This is a genomic window from Corallococcus sp. AS-1-12 (assembly GCF_020036995.1).
Lineage (GTDB): Bacteria > Myxococcota > Myxococcia > Myxococcales > Myxococcaceae > Corallococcus.
Genome location: NZ_JAIQDD010000001.1, coordinates 605,746 through 628,342 on the forward strand (window position 1 = coordinate 605,746; position 22,597 = coordinate 628,342).

Genomic DNA, 22,597 nt, shown 5'->3' on the forward strand with positions numbered 1-22,597 from the left:
GTGACCGACCTCCCTCAATGCCTTCCTGGCGTTCTGCTGAAGCTTGCCCAAGGGCCCTCCGGCCGCGCGCCGCTCTACACATTCCTGGGAGATGACGGAGAGGAGGAGCACGTCTGGAGCGCGTTCGACCTGGACGTGCGCGCACGGCGGATCGCTTCGGCGCTGCGTGAGTGTGGAGCGCGAGGCGAGCGCGTGCTGCTGCTGTACCCGCCGGGGTTGGACTACATCGCGGGCTTCTTCGGGTGTCTGTACGCGGGAGCGGTGGCGGTGCCGGCGTATCCGCCGGACCCGATGCGGCTGGAGCGCACCCTGCCCCGCCTGCGGGCCATCATCCAGGACGCGCGTGCGTCGGTGGTGCTCACCACGTCGGGCATCCTGGAGTTGTCGGACTTCGTCTTCGAGCAGGCGCCGGACTTCCGGGCGCTGCGGTGGATGGCGACGGACACGCTGCCGGAGGGCGGCGAGCGGGACTGGGTGGCGCCGGAGGGGCTGGGGACGGAGTCGCTCGCGTTCCTTCAGTACACGTCCGGGAGCACGGGCACGCCGAAGGGCGTGATGCTCACGCACGGCAACCTGCTGCACAACCTGTCGCTCATCCACGGAGCGTTCGGCGCGCGTGCGGACAGCGTGGGCGTCATCTGGCTGCCGCCGTACCACGACATGGGACTCATCGGCGGCATCCTGGAGCCGCTGTACGGGGGCTTCCCGGTGGCGTTGATGTCGCCGATGGGCTTCCTGAAGAGGCCCATGGCGTGGCTGGAGGCGGTGTCGCGCTTCGGGGGCACCATCAGCGGCGGGCCGAACTTCGCGTTCGACTTGTGCGTGAGGAAGAGCACGCCGGAGCAGCGCCGGGCGTTGGACTTGAGCCGGTGGGAGGTGGCCTTCTGCGGCGCGGAGCCGATTCGGCCTGAGACGCTGGAGCGCTTCGTGGAGGCGTTCGGCCCGAGTGGCTTCCGGCGGGAGGCCTTCTACCCGTGCTACGGGCTGGCGGAAGGGACGCTCATCGTCTCCGGAGGCGAGAAGTCGGCGCCGCCGGTGTCGGTGACGCTGTCGGGAGAGGCGCTGGAGCGGCACCGCGCGGAGGAAGTGGGCGCTGCGGAGCCCGGTGCGCGGACGCTGGTGGGGTGCGGCCAGACGTTGGCGGAGCAGCGAATCGCCATCGTGGACCCGGAGACGCTGCATCGGCGCGGGCCCGGTGAGGTGGGCGAAGTCTGGGTGTCGGGCCCGAGCGTGGCCCAGGGGTATTGGGGCCGGGAGGAAGCGACGCGCGAGACGTTCCATGCGCGCATCGCCGGGGAGGACGGCGGGCCGTACCTGCGCACGGGTGACCTGGGCTTCCTGAGGCCCGAGGGCGAGCTGTACGTCACGGGGCGGCGCAAGGACCTGCTCATCCTGAGAGGGAGAAACCACTACCCGCAGGACCTGGAGGCGACGGTGGAGGGGGCGCACCCGGCGCTGAGGCCCGGGGGCGGCGCGGTGTTCTCGGTGGAGGTGGGGGGCGAGGAGCGCGCGGTGGTGGTGCAGGAAGTGGACGTGCGGCGGTTGGGCGGGCTGAGAGAGCAGTTGGCGGCGGCGGACGCGGCGGTGGGAGTCATCCGCCAGCGGCTGGCGGAGTCGCACGAGGTGCAGGCGCAGGCGGTGGTGCTCATCGAGCCGGGCAGCCTGCCCAAGACGTCCAGCGGCAAGGTGCAGCGGCACGCGTGCCGCGCGGCCTACCTCGCGGGGACGTTGCAGGAGGTGACGGCGTGGCGGGCGGAGGGCTCCAGCTCCGCCAATGGACGCCCATCACCTGCCGAGGCTCCCCTGCCCCCTGTTGCCGAGATTGCCACGGTTGAGGCTGGGCCCATGGCGGAGGTGGCCCTCCCGGCGAAGCCGGATGCGGAGGCCCTGATCGCTTGGCTGCGCGACGTCGTGGCCCGGCACGTGCGCATGCTTCGTGAGGACATCGACGTCGACGCCCCGGTGACGCGCTACGGGCTGGACTCGTTGGGCGCCGTGGAGCTGGCTCACGAAGTGGGCGCAGGCACCGGGCTGACGGTGCCCATGGAATGGCTCCTCCAGGGGCCGAGCATCACGTCCCTGGCGCACCGGCTGATCTCCCTCCGTGACTCAGCGGGCCCCTCTCCCCGGCGCGTGAGCGTGGGCGGCGACCGCGAGGCTTCTTCCTCGCAGGCCCGGCTGTTCTTCCTGTCCCGCTACGCCCCCGGCGACGTGTCCTACAACCTGCCCGCCGCCGTGCGCCTGGAGGGCGACCTGGATGTGGCCGCGCTGGAGGGCAGCCTCGTGGCCCTCGCGGCCCGGCATGAGGGGCTGCGGACCTCCTTCCGCGAGGCCCCGGGACAGCCCCGGCAGATCATCGCCGCGGACGCGTCCCTGCCGCTGGCGCGCGTTTCGCTGGAGTCCCTGCCCGCCGACGCCCGCGAGGCCGAAGCGCTCCGCCTGGCGCATGAAGAGGCCCGCCGCCCGTTCGACCTGGAGCGCGGACCGCTGGTGCGCGCCACGCTCCTCACGCTGGATGCGCGCACCCACGTGCTGGTGCTCGTCATGCACCACGCCGTGTCCGACGCCACGTCCATGGCGGTGCTGGTGCGCGAGGTCTCCGCCCTCTACTCGGCGCTGTGTGAGGGCCGCCCGTCGCCCCTGCCCGCCCTGCCCCTGGACTACGCAGACGCCGCGGACTGGCAGCGGGATGCGCTGGACGACGCCACGCTGGAGTCGCGCCTGGACTACTGGCGGACGCAGCTCGCCGGGGCTCCCCCACTGCTGGAGCTGGCCACGGACCGGCCGCGTCCCTCGCGGCGTGGGTCCGCGGGCGCGCGGGTGCCGGTGTTGCTGGACGCGCGTCTCGCGGACTCGGTCCGGCGGCTGGCGGAGCGCGAACGCGTCACCCCGTTCATGGTCCTGCTCGCGGCCTTCCAGACCGTGCTCGCCCGCCGCGCCGGCCAGGACGACATCAGCGTGGGCACGGCCATCACGGGGCGTCAGCGCGCGGAGTTCCAGGGGCTCGTCGGCCTCTTCGTCAACTCGCTGGTCCTGCGCACGCGACTGACGGGTGCTCCTTCGTTCCGGGAGCTCCTGGCCCGCGTGCGGGAGACAGCGCTGGGCGCGTACGCGCACCGGGACGTGCCCTTCGAGCGGGTCGTGGAGGCGCTCCGGCCTCCTCGCGAGCTGGGGCACACGCCGCTGTTCCAGGTGATGTTCAACCTCCAGGGCGCACGCGTGGACGCGCCCGTCCTGAAGGGGCTCCAGTCCCGGCTGCTGGACGTGCACACCGGCACGTCCATGTTCGACCTCACGCTGTCGCTCGCGGAGTCCCCCCAGGGCTTCGAGGGCTGGCTGGAGTACGCCACGGAGCTGTTCGACGCGGACACCGTGGCGCGGCTGGCCGGACACCTCCGTGTGTTGCTGGAGGCCGCCATCGCGGACCCCCGGACGCCCATCCACGCGTTGCCCTGGATGACGGACGCGGAGCGCCACCAGGTGCTCACCGCGTGGAACGACACGGCCCGCGACTACCCGGCCGACAGGACGATCCCCGAAGCGTTCGCGCTCCAGGTCGCCCGCACTCCGGACGCCATCGCCGTGGAGGACGGGGACGTTCGCCTGACGTACGCGCAGTTGGAGGCGCGGGCCAATCCGCTCGCGCACTTCCTGCGGGCCCGGGGCGTGGGCCCGGACGTGCCGGTGGCGGTGTGCATGGAGCGCTCCGTGGACTTCGTCGTCACGGTGCTCGCCATCCTCAAGGCGGGCGGTGCCTATGTGCCGCTGGACGCGTCGTACCCCGCGCGGCGGCTGGCGTTCATGATGGAGGACGCCCGGCCCCGGATGCTGCTCACCACGCGCGCGCTGCGGGAGCGGCTGAACGTGCCCGACGCGACCCTGGCCTGCTTCTTCGTGGACGCGCTGGCGCTCGATGATCAGCCCGTCACCGCGCCGGAAGTCACCGCGGGGCCTCGAAACCTGGCCTACGTCATCTTCACCTCCGGCAGCTCCGGGCGTCCCAAGGGGGTGGCCAGCGAACATCGCGGCGTGCTGCGCCTCGTGCACGCCGAGCCCTACTCGCGCGTCGGTCCGCGCGAAACGGGCATGCTCTTCGCGCCGCTGTCCTTCGACGGCTCCGTGATGGAGCTGTGGACGATGCTGCTGCATGGCGGCCGGCTGGTCGTCTTCCCCGGCAAGGTCCCCGCCGGAGACATGGACACGCTCGCGCGTGTGGTGGAGCGTCACGCGGTCGGCTTCGCCCACCTGCCGTCGGGGCTCTTCTCGCAGTTGGTGGAGCACCGGCCGGACATCCTCGGACGGCTGCGCGCGGTGCACGTGGCGGGCGACGTCATCTCCGCCCCGCATGTGCGTCGCGCGGTGGAGCTTCTGGGCCGGCCCGTCATCAACGCCTATGGCCCCAGTGAATGCTCCGTGGCCGCGTCGTTCTTCACGGTGGAGCGGCCGGAGCAGGCGGGCGCGTCGGTGCCCATCGGCGCGCCGCTCGCGAACACCACGGCGTACGTGCTGGACGCGCGGCTCCAGCCGGTGCCGGTGGGCGTGCCGGGGGAGCTGTTCCTCGGCGGTGATGGCGTGGTCCGGGGCTACGTGTCGCGGCCGGACCTGACGGCGGAGCGCTTCGTGCCGGATGTCTGGGGCGCGAAGCCGGGGGCACGGCTGTACCGCACGGGCGACCGGGTGCGCTGGCGCGCGGATGGGACGCTGGACTTCCTGGGCCGCACGGACCACCAGGTGAAGGTGCGTGGCTTCCGCATCGAGCTGCCGGAAGTGGAGGCCGCCCTGCGCGAGCTGCCCGAGGTGCACGAGGCCGCGGCGGTGGTGCGCGAGGACGTGCCCGGCGACAAGCGGCTCGTCGCCTACGCGATGCCGCGCCCGGGGCAGGTGCTGGAGGCCTCGCGGCTGCGGGAGGCCCTGCGCCGCAAGCTCCCCGACTACATGGTGCCGTCCCTGTTCGTGGCGCTCCCCACCCTGCCCCTGAACCCCAGCGGCAAGGTGGACCGCAAGGCCCTGCCCGCCCCGGACTCCGAGGCCACCGGCCGGCGCGAGCGCTACGTGGCGCCGGCCCACCCGCTGGAGGAGCAGATCGCCTCCACGTGGGCCCGTGAGCTGGGCGCGGACCGCGTGGGCACGCAGGACCACCTGTTCAACGACCTGGGCGGCACGTCGCTGTCCGTGATGCGGCTCGCCTCGCGCTTGAAGGAGACGCTGGGGCGCGAGGTGCCCGTGGTCTGGTTGTTCGAACACCCCACGGTGGAGTCGCTCGCCCAGCGGCTGGAGCACGAGTCCCGGTCGCCGGGAGCGCCGTCGCCCACCACGCCCGGCCACCGCCCGCGCGAGGCGTCGAAGCCCGGCGCGTCCGGCTCCATCGCCATCATCGGCATGGCGGGCCGCTTCCCCGGCGCGGGGACGGTGGAGGCGTTCTGGCGGAACCTGCGCGAGGGCGTGGAGTCCATCACGCGCTTCTCCCCCGAGGAGCTGGAGCACCTGCCCTCGCTGCCGGAGGGGTTCGAGCTCTGGTACCACCCGGCGTTCGTTCCGGCCGCCGGGGTCCTGGACGACGTGGAGGGGTTCGACCACGCGTTCTTCGACATGTCCCTGCGCGAGGCGCAGTTCACGGATCCGCAGCAGCGGTTGTTCCTCCAGACGGCGTGGGCCGCGCTGGAGGACGCGGGCGTCAACCCGGAGCGCTACCCCGGCGCCATCTCGCTGTACGCGGGCGCCGCGGCCTCCGGGTACGCGGAGGCCGTGCGGCAGGCGATGCCGCTGGACGCGGCGTCCTTCTTCGAGCTGAACGGCACCGCCACGCACGAGAGCCTGCCGACGAAGGCGTCCTTCAAGCTGGGGCTCACGGGGGAGAGCACGCTGCTCTACACCGCGTGCTCCACGGGCCTGGTGGCCGTGCACCTGGCCTGTCAGAGCCTGCGGACGGGCCAGTCGGACGTGGCGCTCGCGGGGGCCTCGCGGCTGTCGCTGCCGCAGCGCACGGGCTACGTGGCGCAGGAGGGGCTCATCTTCTCGCCGGACGGCCACTGCCGTGCGTTCGACGCGAAGGCCCAGGGGACGCTGCCGGGCAACGGCGTGGGCGCGGTGGTGCTCAAGCGGCTGGAGGACGCGGTGCGGGATGGGGACGCCATCTACGCCGTCATCCGGGGCTCGGCGCTGAACAACGACGGCCGGAACAAGTCCGGCTTCACCGCGCCCAGCGTGCAGGGACAGGCGGCGGTGGTGTCTCAAGCCCTGGCCAACGCGGGCGTGGCACCGGAGGCCGTGGGCTACGTGGAGGCCCATGGCACCGCGACGCCGCTGGGGGACCCGATTGAAGTGGCGGCGTTGACGCGCGCGTATGGCCTGGGTGTGGAGCACCGGGGGCGCATCGCGCTGGCGTCGCTGAAGACGAACGTGGGGCACCTGGACACGGCCGCGGGGCTGGCGGGCCTGATGAAGGCCGCGCTGTCGCTGCACCATGGGGAGATTCCCCCCAGCCTCCACTTCGAGAAGCCCAACCCGCAGATCGACTTCGACGCGGGGCCGTTCTTCGTCAACACCACCTTGCGGTCGTGGCCCCGGGGCGAGACGCCTCGCTTCGCCGCGGTCAGCTCCTTCGGCATTGGCGGCACCAATGCCCACGCCATCCTCGAGGAAGCTCCCATGCGGCAGAGTGGTTCGACCACGCGTTCCCACCAGCTCGTCGTGCTGTCCGCGCGATCGCCGGAGGCGCTGGAGGCCGCGGCGCGGCGGTTGGAGGCGAAGGGCGTCGGGGACACGGCGCTGGCGGATCTGGCGTTCACGCATGCCGTGGGTCGCAAGGCGTTCGAGTACCGGCGCGCGGTGGTGGTGAAGGACGCGGAGGACCTGTCGCGGCAGCTCCAGAAGCCGGTGGTGCCGGCGAAGAGTCCGGGCAAGGCGCCGCGCGTGGCGTTCGTGTTCTCCGGGCAGGGTTCGCAGCGGCTGGCCATGGGGCGTGAGCTGGCGGAGGCGTCGCCCTCGTTCCGCGCGCACCTGGATGCGTGCCTCGCGTTGCTGGACGCGCCGCTGCGGGCGCGGGTGTCGGCGGTGCTGGCTCCGGAGGCGGATGCTGCTTCGGCGGACCTCGCGGACACGCGCGTGGCGCTGCCCGCGCTGTTCAGCGTGCAGGTGGCGCTGGCCTGGATGTGGCGAGACCTGGGTGTCACTCCGGCCGCGGTGATGGGACACAGCTTCGGTGAGTACGCGGCGGCGTGCGTCTCGGGGGCGCTGCCGGTCGAGGACGGGATGCGGCTCGCGGTGGCTCGCGGGGAGCTGATGCACCGGATGCCGCCGGGCGCGATGCTCGCGGTGGCCCTGCCCGTGGAGCGCGTGCAGGCGTTGCTGTCGGGACGGTTGTCGGTGGCGGCGGTGAACGCGCCGGACCGCTGCGTGGTGTCCGGGCCGGTGGAGGAAGTGGAGCGGCTGGAGGCCGCGCTGAAGGAACAGAAGGCCGGGGCGGTGCGCATGCCCGCGCCGCACGCGTTCCACTCGGCGGACGTGGAGCCGTTGATGCCGGAGCTGGCGCGCGTGGTGGGCACGCTGCGCTGGTCGGAGCCTGCGGTGCGGTACGTGTCCAGCCTTACGGGGACGGGGGTTGGGCCGGGGCAGCTCGCGGCGCCGGAGTACTGGACGGAGCAGATGCGCCAGCCGGTGCGCTTCACCCGCGCGGTGGAGGCGCTCCAGGCGGATGGCTGCACGGTGCTGCTGGAGGTGGGACCGGGGCAGGACGTGACGCCGCTGGTGCGCGCGAACCTGGTTCGGCCCGAGGGCAGCGGTGCCCCTGTCCTCGCGCTGGCGTCGTTGCGAGTGGGTGGGAAGACGACTGAGCAGGTGGGCTGGCTCCAGGCCGTGGGGGAGCTGTGGACGGTGGGCGTGTCCGTGGACTGGAGCGCGTTCTACGCGCACGAGCAGCGCCTGCGGCTGCACCTGCCCACGTACGCGTTCCAGACCAAGGCGGTCTGGGTGCAGCCGAGAGCGCGCGCCACGACGTCTCCGTTCGCGCCGCCCACGGGGCGCCCCGTCCAGGCGCCGCGAACGCTGGTCGAGGCCACGGCCGCGCCCGTTGAGCGTGCGCCCGAAGTGGCCTCCGAGCTGGCCCTGGTCACCGCGTCGATCCGCGCGCCCCAGTCCGTATCCGCGATGACGGACACGGCGGGCCGAGGCCCGCCATCCGCGTCAGCGATGACGGCTCCGAACGGCGCGCCGCAGAGCGGGTCCGTGACGACGGAGTCGAACAATGCGCCGCAGAACGGGTCCGAGCTGACGGAGTCGATCGGCGTGCTGCAACCGGAGGCCGCGGCGTCCTCGCATGGGGAGGTCGTGTCCCCGGACGCGTCCCCCGTCGCCCCTCCCCCACCCGGCCGTGAGGACGCGCCCCGGGGCGACATCGAGGAGCGCGTGGCCGCGCTGTGGCGCGACCGTCTGGGCCTGGAGTTCGTGGGCCGCCACGCCGACTTCCTCGAACTCGGCGGCAACTCGCTGACGGCCGCGCAGTTGCTCAATCAGCTCCGTGAGGCCTTTGGCGTGAACCTGCCGCTGGCCGTCCTCTTCGAGGCGCCCACCGTCGCCGGCATCGCCGAACACCTGGAGCCCCTGCTCCTCCAGGCACCCCAGGCCCCCGTCTCCACGGAGCTTCCGCTGGTGCCCCTGCCGCGCGATGGCAGCGAGCTGCCGCTGTCCTTCGTGCAGGAGCGCGTCTGGCGCCTGGAGCAGCACCTGCCCGGCCTGTCCGCGTACAACCTCCCGTTCGTCCTCCGGCTCGAAGGCGACCTGGACGCGGACGTCATGGAGCGCGGCATCCAGGAGATCGTCCAGCGCCACGAAGCGCTGCGCACGACCTACGACACCGTGGACGGCCGCCCCGTGCAGCGCTTCCACCCGCGCATGCGCGTGCCCCTCACCCGCGTGGAGCTGCGCGGCCCCATGGAGACGCGCGAACCCGAGGCGCTGCGCCTCGCCCGCGAGGACGCCGCGAAGCCGTTCGACCTGGTCCGCGGCCCCGTGCTGCGCACCACCCTGGTCCGCCTGGACGCGAAGCTGCACCTGCTGATCGCCAGCATCCACCACATCGTCAGCGACACGATGTCCATCGCCCTGCTCGTCCAGGAGCTGGGCCAGCTCTACGACGCCTTCCTCCAGGGCAAGCCGTCTCCCCTCAAGCCGCTGCCCCTCCAGTACGCGGACTTCGGCGCGTGGCAGCGCCGGGGCATCTCCAGCGGCCGGCTGGCCGAGCAGGACCAGGGCTGGCGGCAGCGGCTGGCCGGCATGCCGCGCCGGTTGGATCTGCCCACCGACCGGCCCCGCTCCAACGAGCCCGTCATCGCCTCGCAGCGCATGACACTGGACTTCCCGCCCGCGCTCGCCCACGAGCTGGTGGCCTTCACCCGCCGCGAGGGCTTCACCGGCTACATGACGGTGCTCGCCGCGTGGCAGACGCTGCTGCACCGCTACAGCGGCCAGACGGACATCGTCGTCGGCACGCCCATCGCCAACCGCACGCGGCCGGAGCTGCTGTCGCTCATCGGCTACGTGGCGCACTCGGCGGCGTTCCGGACGCGCTTCACCGAAGGCCTCACCTTCCGCGAGCTGCTCGCCCAGGTGCGAGGCGAGGTCGCGGACGCGCAGTCGCGCCCGGACGTGCCCTTCGAGTACCTGGTGGAGGCGCTCGTCCCGGGCCACGACATCGGCCGGGGGCGCATGACGGACTCCGTGTTCGTCTACCACACGGGCGCGAGCTCCTCGGAGACCCTGGAGCTCATCGGCCTGCGCGGGACGTTGGTGGAGGTGCCGGGCACGCCCGTGCAGTGGGGCTCCACCCTGAGCGCCCTCACCCTGGTCCTCTTCGAGTCCCCCACCCGCGTCCACGGCGCGCTGGAGTACGCGTCGGACCTGTTCGACCCCGCCACCACGGCGCGGCTGATGGAGCACTTCCAGGTGCTGCTCGGCGCGGCGCTCGCGAACCCCGACACGCAGGTGGCGCACCTGCCGCTCGCCACGGATGACGAGCGCCGGGCCTGGCCCACGCCTCGCGCCACGCCGGGGCTGGTCCCCGTGCCCTCCCTGCTCGCGGAGCGGCGCGCGCGCCACGCTGGCGCCACCGCCCTGTCCCAGGGGGAGACGCACTGGAGCTGGGCGGAGTTGGGCGCCCGCGCGGACGCCCTGTCCTCGAGGCTCAAGTCCCTGGGCGTGAAGGCCGGCACCCCCGTGGCCGTGTGCCTGCGCACGTCGCCGGAGAAGCTGGCCGCGCTGTGGGGCGTGCTGGGCGCGGGCGGCGCGTGCGTCGCCCTGGGCCCGTCCGACCTGAGCCACCTGCCCGTGTACGCGCCCGAAGGCGCGCCGGTGCCGGTGCTCGTCACCACGCGCGCGCTGGTGGCCTCCGTGCGCGTGGACGCGTCCCGCGTCGTCTACGTGGAAGATGTGCCCGCCGCGAGCGAGCCCGCCGCCACGACCGCGCCCGTGGAGCCGCACGCCCTGGCGTGGCTGCTGCCCACGGGCCGGGGCCAGCCCGCGTGGGCCCTGGGCCACCGGGAGCTGGCGGAGTTCTTCACCGGCCTGGACGCGCGCCTGTCGCCCCCGGACGGCGGCGCGTGGCTGGCCGCGAGCGAGCCGTCCTCCGACCGTCCGGAGCTGGAGGCCCTGTGGGCGCTCTCGCGCGGCCTGCGGGTGGTGTTCCCGCCGGAGCGCATCACCGCCCGGCTGGTGGGCCTGGGCGATGGGGGGCCTCGCGCGAAGGCAATGGACCTGAGCCTCATCTACTTCGCCAACGACGAGGACACGCTCCAGGGACCCAAGTACGAGCTGCTGCTGGAGGGCGCGAAGTTCGCGGATGCGAACGGCTTCTCCGCGGTGTGGACGCCGGAGCGGCACTTCCACTCGTTCGGAGGCCTCTACCCGCAGCCGGCGGTGGTGGCGGCGGGTCTGGCCACCGTCACGAAGCACCTGCGCCTGCGCTCCGGCAGCGTGGTGCTGCCGCTGCATGATCCGCTGCTCATCGCGGAGCAGTGGTCCGTGGTGGACAACCTGTCCCAGGGCCGCGTGGGCCTGTCCGTGGCCACGGGCTGGCACACGCAGGACTTCACCTTCGCGCCGGCCAACTACGAGAAGCGCCGCGACATCCTCCTGGAGAAGCTGTCCACGCTGCGCGCGCTGTGGCGGGGCGAGCGCTTCAAGCGGCCCGCGGGCGCGGGCAGCACGGCGGAGGTCGGCCTGCGCCCGAAGCCCGTGCAGAAGGAGCTGCCGGTGTGGCTCACCGCCACGGGCAACCCCGAGACGTTCCGCATGGCGGGCGAGCTGGGCGCGGGCGTGCTCACGGGCCTGCTCTCGCACACGCTGGAGGAGCTGAAGCAGAAGGTGGCGCTGTACCGCGACGCGTGGCGCCGCAACGGGCACCCGGGCCGGGGCCACATCACCTGCATGCTGCACACGTACCTGGGCGACGAGGAGCAGGAGGTGCTGCGCACGGTGCGCCAGCCCCTGCTGTCGTACTTCCGCAGCTCGGTGGACATCAGCACGTCGCTGCTCCAGGCGCAGGGCATCACCGACGTGCAGAAGCTGTCGCCGGAGGACATCAACGCGGTGCTGGAGCGCACCTTCGAGAACCACGCGAAGAACACCGGCCTGCTGGGCACGGTGGACAGCGCGCTGCGGCGGCTGCGCGACGTGCGCGCGGCGGACGTGGACGAGGTGGCGGCGCTCATCGACTTCGGCCTGGACACCCCCGTGGTGCTGGAAGGCCTGCGCCGGCTGGCCGTGGTGCGCGAGCGCATGGACGCGGAGGCCGCCGCCCGCCAGGAGCAGGTGCTGGTGGAGGCCGAGGCGGGCGTGGAGGGCCTGCTGGAGCTGGCGCGTCAGTCCGGCGCGGTGCTGCTGCACACGTCGGCCCGGCTGGCGCGTTCGCTCAGCGAGCTGCCCGGCGCGCGCGAGTCCCTGGCCCGCGTGGGCGCGCTGGTGTTGGAGGGCGCGTCGGTGGAGCTGGGCGCGGCGCTGCACCGGGCCGCGGGCGTGGAGGTGTGGCTGTCCGGTGATGCCCAGGAGGGCGCGCTGCTGCCGCGCACGTTGGCGGAGCGCATCCCCTCGAACCTCCAGGCCTGGGTGCTGGACGCGGCCGGTCAGCCCGTGCCCGCGGGCGTGGTGGGCGAGCTGGCCCTCGCGGGCGCGGGGCTCCCCTCCGCCCTGTGGCGCGCGGGTGACGAGGAGCACCGCCGCCTGGTGCCGCACCCCCGCGAGGCGTCCGCGAAGCTGTTCCGCACCGGCCGTCATGCCCGCCTGCGCGGGGACGGACGGCTGGAGCCGGTGGCCTCGCCGTCGCGGCTCCCCCCTCCGCCCGTGGCGCGTCCCGCCGCCGTCGAAGCGCCGCGCCCCGTGGCGCCCGCTACCCCGGCGAGGGTGGACATGACCCCGCCGCCCATCCCGCGCGTGGGCCGCGACCGGCCGCTGCCCCTGTCCTTCGCGCAGCAGCGCCTGTGGTACCTCCAGCAACTGGAGCCCACGAGCAGCGCGTACAACAACCCGGCCATCTTCCGGCTCACGGGTGAGCTGGACCGGGACGCGCTCCAGGCCGCGCTGGACGCGATGGTGGTCCGCCACGAGGTGCTGCGCACCACCTACGCCCTGGAGGGAGACCACGCGGTGCAGGTCATCCATCCGCCCCGGGGACTGCCGCTCCAGCACTGGGACGCAGCCGGCGACACGCCAGAGGCGCGCGAGGCGGCGATGCGCGCGTTCTGCCAGGACTCCGTGCGCCAGCCCTTCGACCTGGAGCAGGAGGTCGTGCGCGCGGCGCTGATCCGCATGGGGGCCCGCGAGCACGTGCTGCTCGTCACCTTCCACCATGCGGTGTCCGACGCGTGGTGCACCCTGGTCATCGCGCATGAGCTGACGGTGAACTACACGGCCTTCCGCACGGGCCAGCCGTCGCCGCTGCCGGAGCTGCCGGTGCAGTACGCGGACTACGCGGTGTGGCAGCGCGCGTGGCTGGAAGGCGGCGTGATGGAGAAGCAGGTGGCCTGGTGGAAGGACCACCTGGCCGGCGCGCCTCCGCTGTCGCTGCCCACGGACCGGCCCCGCCCGGCGGTCATGTCCTCCGCGGGCGCGCGGCACACCTTCCTCCTGCCTGCGACGGTGTCCGCGCCGCTGCTGGCGCTGGGCCGCAAGCACGGCGCCACGTCGTTCATGGTGCTGATGGCGCTCTTCCAGACGGTGCTGTCGCGCTACTCGGGCCAGGACGACTTCGTGGTGGGCACGCCCATCGCGGGCCGCACGCGTCCGGAGCTGGAGTGGCTGATGGGGTGCTTCATCAACACCCTGCCCTTCCGCTCGCGGCTGTCCGGCCAGCCGTCCTTCGTGGAGCTGCTGGGCCGCGTGCGCACCCAGGCCCTGGAGGCCTACGCGCACCAGGACGCTCCCTTCGAGCGCGTGCTGGATTCGCTGGAGCTGCCGCGCGACCTGAGCCGCACGCCGCTGTTCCAGGTGAGCATCAACGTCGTGAGCATGCCGGAGGTCCAGGGCCGGCTGCCGTCGCTGGAGCTGACCCCGGTGGAGGTGCCGACCGGCACCGCGAAGTTCGACCTGGGCATGGAGGTCGTGGACGGCAAGGACGGCTTCACCTGCAGCATGGAGTACGCCACCGCCCTCTTCGACGCGGCCACCATGGAGCGGCTGGCGCGGCACATGGTGGGCCTGGCGCGCGAGGTGGTCGCCCATCCCCAGACGTCCGTCGCCCTGCTGCCGCTCATGGACGCGGCGGAGCGCCAGCGCGTGCTGGTGGAGTGGAACGACACCTTCCAGGACTTCCCCCAGGACGCGCGCATCCCGGACCTCTTCGCCCGGCAGGTCGCGGCGAGGCCGGACGCGGTGGCGGTGGAAGCCGGCGGCGAGCGCCTGACGTACGCGCAGTTGGACGCGCGCGCGAACCAGTGGGCGCACGTGCTGCGGGAGCACGGCGTGGGCCCGGACGTGCTGGTGGCGGTGTGCCTGGAGCGCTCGCTGGAGCTCGTCGTCGCGCTGCTCGCGGCCGTGAAGGCGGGGGGCGCGTACCTGCCGCTGGATCCCAGCTACCCGGCGCCTCGGCTGGCCGCGATGCTGGAGGACGCGCCCGCGAAGGTGCTGCTCACCACGCGGGCCCTGCGCGCGGCGGTGCCCCTGCCGCCGGAGCTGCCGTCCGTCTTCGTCGAGGAGCTGTCCGCCCGGGACCTGCCCACGGCGCCGGTGGTGCCGGGCGCGGACTCGCGCCATCTGGCCTACGTGGACTTCACCTCCGGCAGCACCGGGCGCCCCAAGGGCGTCGCGGTGGACCACCGCGCGGTGATGCGCCTGCTGCACCACCCGGCGTTCGCGCGCATGGGCGCGAACGAGACGTTCCTCCAACTGGCGCCCATCTCCTTCGATCCGGTGACGCTGGAGATCTGGGGACCGCTGCTGCACGGCGGGCGGCTGGTGATGTTCCCGCCCACGTCTCCGTCGGACCTGGACGTGTTGGCCCAGGTCATCCAGCGCCACGGCGTCACCGCGATGATGCTCACGGCGGGCCTCTTCACGCAGGTGGTGGACCTGAAGCCGGAGGCCCTGACGGGCGTGCGCCAGTTGCTGGTGGGCGGCGACGTCGTCTCCCCGCCGCACGTGCGCAAGGTGCTGGAGGCGCATCCGGGCCTCGTCGTGACCGCGGGCTACGGCCCGACGGAGGCGACGCTCATCGCCGCCACGCACGTGATGACGGACGCGGCGCGCGTGGACGCCCCCGTGCCCCTGGGCCGGCCCATCGCGCGGACGGACCTGTACGTGCTGGACGCGCGCGGACAGCCGGTGCCCCCGGGCATCCCCGGTGAGCTGCACATCGGCGGCGAGGGCCTGGCGCGCGGCTACATCTCCCGGCCCGACCTCACCGCGGAGCGCTTCATTCCGCATCCGTTCTCCTCGCGGCCCGGTGAGCGCCTCTACCGCACGGGCGACCTGACCCGCTGGCGCGCGGATGGGACGCTGGACTTCCTGGGCCGCACGGACCAGCAGGTGAAGGTCCGGGGCTTCCGCATCGAGCTGTCGGAGGTCGAGTCCGCGCTGGGCGCGCACCCGGACGTCCGCGAGGCCGTGGCCGTGGTGCGGGAGGACGTGCCCGGAGACAAGCGCCTGGTGGCGTATGTCGTCGCCCCGTCCGCCCCCCAGCCGGAGGCGCTGCGCGACTTCATGCGCCAGCGCGTGCCGGACTACATGCTGCCGTCCGCGTTCGTCCTGCTGGAGTCGCTCCCGCTGACGGCCCAGGGCAAGGTGGACCGCAAGGCCCTGCCCGCGCCCGAGGGACAGCGCGCCTCGCGCCGTGAGTACGTGGCGCCGCGCACCCCGAGGGAGCAGGCCCTGGCCCAGGTGATGGCGCAGGTCCTGCGCGTGGAGCGCGTGGGCCTGGACGACAACTTCTTCGAGCTGGGCGGCGACTCCATCATCAGCCTCCAGGTGGTGGCGAAGGCGCGGCAGGCCGGCGTGCGGTTGCAGGTGAAGGACCTCTTTCAGCACCCCACCCTGGGCGCGCTGGCGGCCGTGGCCCGCGACGGCGAGGCCACCCTCGCGGAGCAGGGCCCGGTGGTCGGCGACGTGCCCCTCACGCCCATCCAGGTGGATCTGTTCGAGCGTGAGCCGACGTACCCGCACCACTTCAACCACGCCCTGCTGCTCAAGACCCGTCAGCCGCTGAAGGCCGACATGGTGCAGAAGGCGCTCACCGCGCTCGTCACCCACCACGACGCCCTGCGCCTGCGCTACGTCCACTTGGAGGACGGCACGTGGCGCCAGGAGGCCGTGGCTCCCGAGGCCGCGCCCCCCGTGCTCCTCCAGGTGGACCTGTCCATGCTGGCGCCGGAGGCCCGGCTCGCCGCGATGGAGCGGGAGGCCGCGCGCCTCCAGGCGGACTTCGACCTGGCGACGCCGCCGCTGGTGCGCGTGGCGCTGTTCCACTTCGGCGCCGGGGAGCCGCAGCGCCTGCTGCTCATCATCCACCACCTGGTGGTGGACGCGGTGTCGTGGCGCATCCTGGTGGAGGACCTGGAGGCGGCATACCTCCAGCTCCAGGCCGCCCGCGCCCCGGCGCTGCCCGTGAAGACGACGTCGTTCCTGTCCTGGGCGAAGCGGCTGGAGAAGCACGCCCTGTCCGAGGCGCTGGGCGAGCAGGAGGCCTTCTGGCGCGAAGCGATGCGCGGCGACGTGGCCCCGCTGCCCGTGGACGGCCCGGGTCCGTACACGTACGCGTCGCGGAGCAGCGTCGCCGTGGAGCTGGACGCGGAGGAGACGCGGCAGTTGCTCCAGGAGACGCCCACCGGCTGGCGGGCGCGCATCGACGACGTGCTCCTGACCGCGCTCGCGCGGACGCTGGGCGAGTGGACGGGGAAGCCGGACGTCCTCATCGAGCTTGAGGGCCACGGCCGCGAGGAGCTGTTCGCGGACCTGGACGTGTCGCGCACCGTGGGCTGGTTCACGTCCGTGGCGCCGGCCCTGCTGCGGCTGCCCGAGGGCGGCTCGCTGGGAGACGGGCTGCGCGCGGTGCGGGACTCGCTGAAGGCGTGGCCCGGCCGCGGCATCGGCTTCAACCTGCTGCGCCACCTCGGGCCTCCGGAGACGCGGGCCCGGCTGGCCGCGCTGCCCAAGGCGCAGGTGTCGTTCAACTACCTGGGCCAACTGGACGGCACCGCCGCCGCCAGCACGCTCTTCACCATGAGCGACGAGCCGGTGGGCCCCATCGTGGAGCCCCGGGCCTTGCAGCCGCACGCGCTGGCCGTGGACGGCTCGGTGCTCCAGGGCCGGCTGCGGATGACGTTCGGCTACAGCCACCAGCAGCACCACGAGGCGACGGTGCGCGCGCTGGCGGAGCGCTTCCTCGCGGTGCTGCGCGAGCTCATCGCCCAGCGCCATTCGGAGGACGCGCGGCGGCGCACGCCCGGGGACTTCCCGCTGGCCCGCCTGTCGCAGGCCGCGCTGGACGCGGTGTTGGCGGCGCAGGGCCCCACGGTGGAGGACCTGTTCCCGCTGTCCCCGCTCCAGGAGGGCATGCTCTTCCACGCCCTGAATGATCCGCAGGCGGCCTACTACTTCGAGCAGGCCGGGTGGTCGAGCCACTCGGACGTGGACATCGCGCTGCTCCAGCGGACGTGGCAGACGGCGGTGGACCGCAACCCCATCCTGCGCACCGCGTTCGTGTGGGAGGGCCTGGAGTCGCCGCTCCAGGTGGTGCATTCGCGCGCCACGCTGCCGTTCATCGTCCACGACTGGCGCCACCTGCCGGAGGCGGAGCAGCCGGCCGCGCTGGCGAAGCTCACGGCGGAGGACCGTGCACGCGGCTTCGACGTGTCGAGCGCGCCGCTGTCGCGCATGACGGTGGTGCGCCTGGGGGATGCGCGCTGGCGCTTCCTGTGGAGCCACCACCACCTGCTGATGGACGGCTGGAGCATGGGCCTGTTCTTCCAGGAGGTCTTCGCGCTCTACGACGCCGTGCACGCCGGGACGCCTCCGCCGCCCGCGGGCCGGCCGCCGTTCCGCGACTACATCGCGTGGTTGGACCGCCGCGACGGGGCGGAGGACGAGCGCTTCTGGCGAGACCAGCTCGCGGGCCTGTCCGTGCCCACGCCCCTGCCCTCGGCGCGGCCCGCGTCCCTGGTGCGGCCCACCACGTCCGAGAAGCGGCCCGACGCGAGGGTGACGCTGCCGGCGCCGGTCACCACCGCGCTGGAGGCCTTCGCGCGGCGGCATCAGCTCACGCTCAACACGCTGACGCAGGCGGCCTGGGCGCTGGTGCTCGCGCGCCACGCGGACACGCGCGACGTGCTCTTCGGCACCACGCTCGCGGGCCGTCCGCCGGAGCTGCCGGGCGCGGACGCCATGCTGGGCCTGCTCATCACCACGCAGCCGGTGCGCATCACGCTGCCGGGTGACGGCGAGCCGGTGCTGCCGTGGCTCCAGTCGCTCCAGGCGAAGCTGCTCGGCATCCAGCAGCACCAGTACGCGCCGCTGGTCTCGACGCACGGCTGGAGCGACATCCCCCGGGGACAGCCGCTCTTCCAGTCCCTGTTCGTCTTCGAGAACTACCCGTTCGACGAATCGGTGTTGCGCCGCTTCACCGCGATGGACCTGCGCGACCTGGAGTTCGGCGACAGCACGAACTACCCGCTCTCCGCCACCGTGGTGCCGCGCGAAGAGCTCCAGTTGCAGCTCGTCTACGACGAGGGCCGCTTCGACGCGGACGCCGTGCGGCGGGTGCTGGGCCAGTGGCGGCAGGCGCTGGAGGGACTGCTCCAGCCGGACGCGCGGCTCGACGACGTGTCGCTGCTCCCCGCGGAGGACCGGGCCTGGCTGCTGCGCGCCGGCAGCGGTGACGCCATGGACTTCGAGCGCGACGCCACGTTGCAGGCGCGCTTCGAGGAGCAGGCCGCCGCGACGCCGGACGCGGACGCCGTGGTGTCCGGCGGGACGACGCTGACCTACGGGCAGCTCAACGCGAGGGCGAATGAGCTCGCATGGCAGTTGCGGTCACTGGGCGTGGGCCCGGAGGTGACGGTCGCGCTGTGCCTGGAGCGCTCGGCGGAGGCCATCGTGGCGCTCCTCGCGGTGCTCAAGGCCGGAGGCGCCTTCGTGCCGTTGGACCCGGCGGCCCCCGCCGCGCGCAAGTCGTTCGTCCTCAAGGATTGTGGCGCGTCCGTGCTGGTGACGACGCAGGCGCTGCAAGAAACGTGGCACCCAGAGGTGCCCCACCTGGTGCGGCTGGACGCAAAACCTGTCCGACAGTCGGACAGGTTTTCGGCCAACCCGCCGCCGGTGGCGGGCCCGGCGAACCTCGCCTACGTCATCTACACGTCCGGCTCCACCGGCACGCCCAAGGGCGTGATGGTGCAGCACCGGTCGGTCCTCAACTTGCATCAGGTGCTGACCCGCAGCCTCCACGCGGGGCTGGCACCGGGACAGCGCGTCACGGTCAACGCGCCGCTGCACTTCGACGCGTCCATCGCCCAGGTGGTCCAGTTGCTGAGCGGCCACTGCTTGCACGTCGTCCCGCAGGAGGTGCGGCAGGACGCGGAGGCGATGGTGGCGTGGCTGGAGGACCAGCGCATCGACGTGCTGGACTGCACGCCGTCGCAGTTGCGGCTCATGCTGGCCGCGGGCCTGCTGGAGCGCTCGCATGTCCCGGGAGTCATCTCCGTGGGCGGCGAGGCCGTGGACGAGAGCTCCTGGCGCCAACTGCGTGCCTCCCACCGGACGCGGGCGTTCAACGAATACGGCCCCACGGAATGCACGGTGGACGCGATGGACTGGCGCATCCAGGACGCCGCGCAAGAGACTCCCGTCATCGGCCGCCCGTTGGCCAACCTCCAGGCGTACGTGCTGGACGCCCGGCAGCGGTGGGTGCCCTTCGGGACGCCGGGGGAGCTGTGCCTCGGGGGTGAAGGCGTCACGCGCGGCTATCTGGGCCGCCCGGACCTGACGGCCGAGCGCTTCGTTCCGGATCCGTACAGCGCGGAGCCCGGCGCGCGGCTCTACCGCACGGGTGACAAGGCCCGTTGGCGCGAGGACGGCACGCTCGAATACCTGGGCCGGTTGGACTTCCAGGTGAAGCTGCGCGGCTACCGGATCGAACCCGGCGAGATTGAAGCCTCGCTGCGCTCGCACCCGGACGTCCGGGACGCGGTGGTCCTGGTTCGCGAAGACCGGCTCATCGCCTGGGTCGCGCCCCAGGTGGATACGGCGCCCCTGCGTCAGCACCTCCTGCGGACCCTGCCGGAGTACATGGTGCCCGTCGCGTTCGTGGCGCTGGACGCCCTGCCCCAGACCGCGAACGGCAAGGTGGACCGTGACGCCCTGCCCTCGCCGGACGCCGCCCCGGCCTCCGAGCGCGTCATCGAGCCGCCCTCGACGCCCACCGAGGCGGCGCTGATCCCGCTGTGGCTCGAAGTGCTGCGCGTCCCCGCCGTGGGCCGCCACGACGGCTTCTTCGAGCTGGGCGGCCACTCGCTGCTGGCCACGCAGTTGGTGTCGCGCGTGCGCAAGCACTTCGGCGTGGAGCTGCCCCTGCGGGCCCTGCTGGAGGGGCCCACCGTGGCGGAGCTGGCGCGACGCATCGACTCGCTCCTGCAACCCCGGAGTCAGGAGGCGTCCTCGTCCGCGTTGCCCTCGCTGCGCCGCGCGGAGCGGCCGGACGTGCTGCCGCTGTCCTTCGCGCAGCAGCGCATGTGGTTCGTCGAGCAGTTGGGCACGGCGGGCACCGCCTACAGCATCTCGCACCTGCTGGACCTGGACGGATCGCTGGACGTCATCGTCCTGCTGGCCGCGTTCGACGAGCTGGTGCGCCGCCACGAAGCGCTGCGCACCACGTTCCAGTCGCGGGAAGGCACGCCGACGCAGGTCATCCACCCGCCGTTCCCCATGTCCCTGCGGCACGCGGACCTGTCCTCGCTCCCGACGCCTGAGGCTCGGGAGGCGGAGGTCTCGCGGCTGGCGCGGGAGGAGTCCTCCACCCCGTTCGACCTGGAGCAGGGCCCGCTGTTCCGGGGGCTCCTGATGAAGCTGGGGCCCACGAAGCACGTGCTGCTGCTCGACACGCACCACATCGTCACGGATGGCTGGTCCACCGGTGTGCTGGTGCGGGAGATGGGCGCGCTCTACGCGGCGTTCGCGGCCGAGCAGCCGTCGCCGTTGCCGGAGCTGACGGTGCAGTTCGCGGACCACGCGCTCTGGCAGCGCGCCTGGTTCCAGGGCGAGGTGCTGGAGTCGCAGGTGGCGTACTGGCGCGAGCAGTTGGAAGGCGCCGCGCCCTACCTGGAGCTGCCCACGGATCATCCGCGTCCTGTCGCTCAAGGGGCCTATCGCGCGGGAGCCCAGGCGCTCGTGCTGTCGCGCGAGCTGAGCGAAGCGGTGGAGGCGTACGCGCGGCGGACGTCCACCACGCCCTTCATGGTGCTGCTCGCGGGCTTCCAACTGCTGCTGCACCGGTACGCGGGCCAGGAGGACGTGCTCGTGGGGTCGCCCATCGCGGGCCGCCGTCACGCGGAGGCGGAGGACCTCATCGGCTACTTCGCGAACACGGTGGTGCTGCGCACGCGGGTCCGCGACACGCTCCGCTTCCGTGAGCTGCTGGAGCAGGTGCGCGCCACCACCCTGGGTGCGTACGAGCACCAGGACCTGCCGTTCGAGAAGCTGGTGGAGGTGCTCCAGCCGCAGCGCGACCTGGGCCGCACGCCGCTGTTCCAGGTGACGTTCACGCTCCAGAACGCGCCCATGCCGGAGCTGGCGCTGCCAGGACTGACGATCAAGCCCCGCGAGGACCTGAAGGAGTCCACCCTCTTCGACCTGCAATGCGTGCTGTCCCGGGGTCCGGACGGCTTCGAAGGCGTGCTGGGCTTCAACCAGGACCTGTTCGAGCCGTCCACGGTGGCCGGCATGGTGGAGCACCTGCGCGTGCTGCTGGAGTCCGCCCTTCGCTCGCCGGAAGCGCGGCTGCCGGAGCTGCCGTGGCTCACCGGGGCGGAGCGTCAACGGCTGCTCTCCGACTGGAGCGGCACCTCCCGCGACTTCCCGCGTGACGCGTCCGTGGCCTCGCTCTTCACCGAGCAGGCCGCTCGCACACCGGACGCCACGGCGCTGAAGGCCGGGGAGCGGCGGATGTCCTACGCGGCGCTGGACCGGGCGTCGAACCAGCTCGCGCACCACCTGCGGCGCCAGGGCGTGCGGCCCGGCCACCGGGTGGGCGTGTGCGTGGAGCGTTCCTTCGAGAGCATCACCGCCCTGCTCGGCATCCTGAAGGCCGGCGCGGCGTACGTGCCGGTGGACCCACAGGCCCCGGCGGAGCGCATCGCGTGGGTGCTGCGCGAGGCGGGCGTCAGCCTGCTCGTGACGGAGGAAGCGGTGGCCGACGAGCTGCCGGCCGTGACGGACCTCCAGGTCCTGCTGGACGCGGACGCCGCGGCCATCGCGAAGCAGTCCGAAGCGGCGCTGGACGTGGCGGTGTCCTCGGAGGCGCTGGCCTACGTGATGTTCACGTCGGGCAGCACCGGCCGGCCCAAGGGCGTCAGCGTCCCGCACCGGGGCATCACGCGCCTGGTGCGAGGCGCGGACTTCATCCACTTCGGGCCGGAGGAGGTCTTCCTCCACCTGGCGCCCATCGCGTTCGACGCGTCCACGCTGGAGGTCTGGGGCGCGCTGCTCAACGGCGCCACGTTGGTGGTGGCCCCCGCGGGCGCGATGTCGCTCGGGGACACGGGCTCGCTGCTGAGGCGCGAAGGCGTGACCACGCTGTGGCTCACCGCGGCGCTCTTCGAGCAGATGGTGCTGCACCAGGGCGAAGCGCTGGCCCGGGTGAAGCAGGTGCTGGCGGGCGGCGACGTGCTGCCCGTGGAGCGCGTGCGCGAACACCTGAAGCGGATGCCGCCGGGCGCCGTGCTGGTCAACGGCTACGGCCCCACGGAGAACACGACGTTCTCCGCGACGCACACGTTGCGCGCTGGGGACACCGTGGGCCGCTCGGTGCCCATCGGCCGGCCGGTGTCGAACTCCACGGTGTGGGTGCTGGACGCGGCGCTCCAGCCCGTGCCGCCGGGTGTGCCGGGAACGCTGTACGTGGGCGGAGACG

The 22,597-nt window shown here is 73.1% G+C and carries 1 protein-coding gene (cut by a window edge); it reads left to right on the forward strand.

Annotated features, from left to right (window positions below; genetic code table 11):
- Positions 1–22,597, forward strand: the 5' portion of a protein-coding gene (locus tag K8556_RS39660) for a non-ribosomal peptide synthase/polyketide synthase (protein WP_223738383.1). The gene runs 5,930 nt beyond the window's last position; the window shows 22,597 of its 28,527 coding nt (coding positions 1–22,597); the start codon lies at positions 1–3; the stop codon falls past the right edge of the window.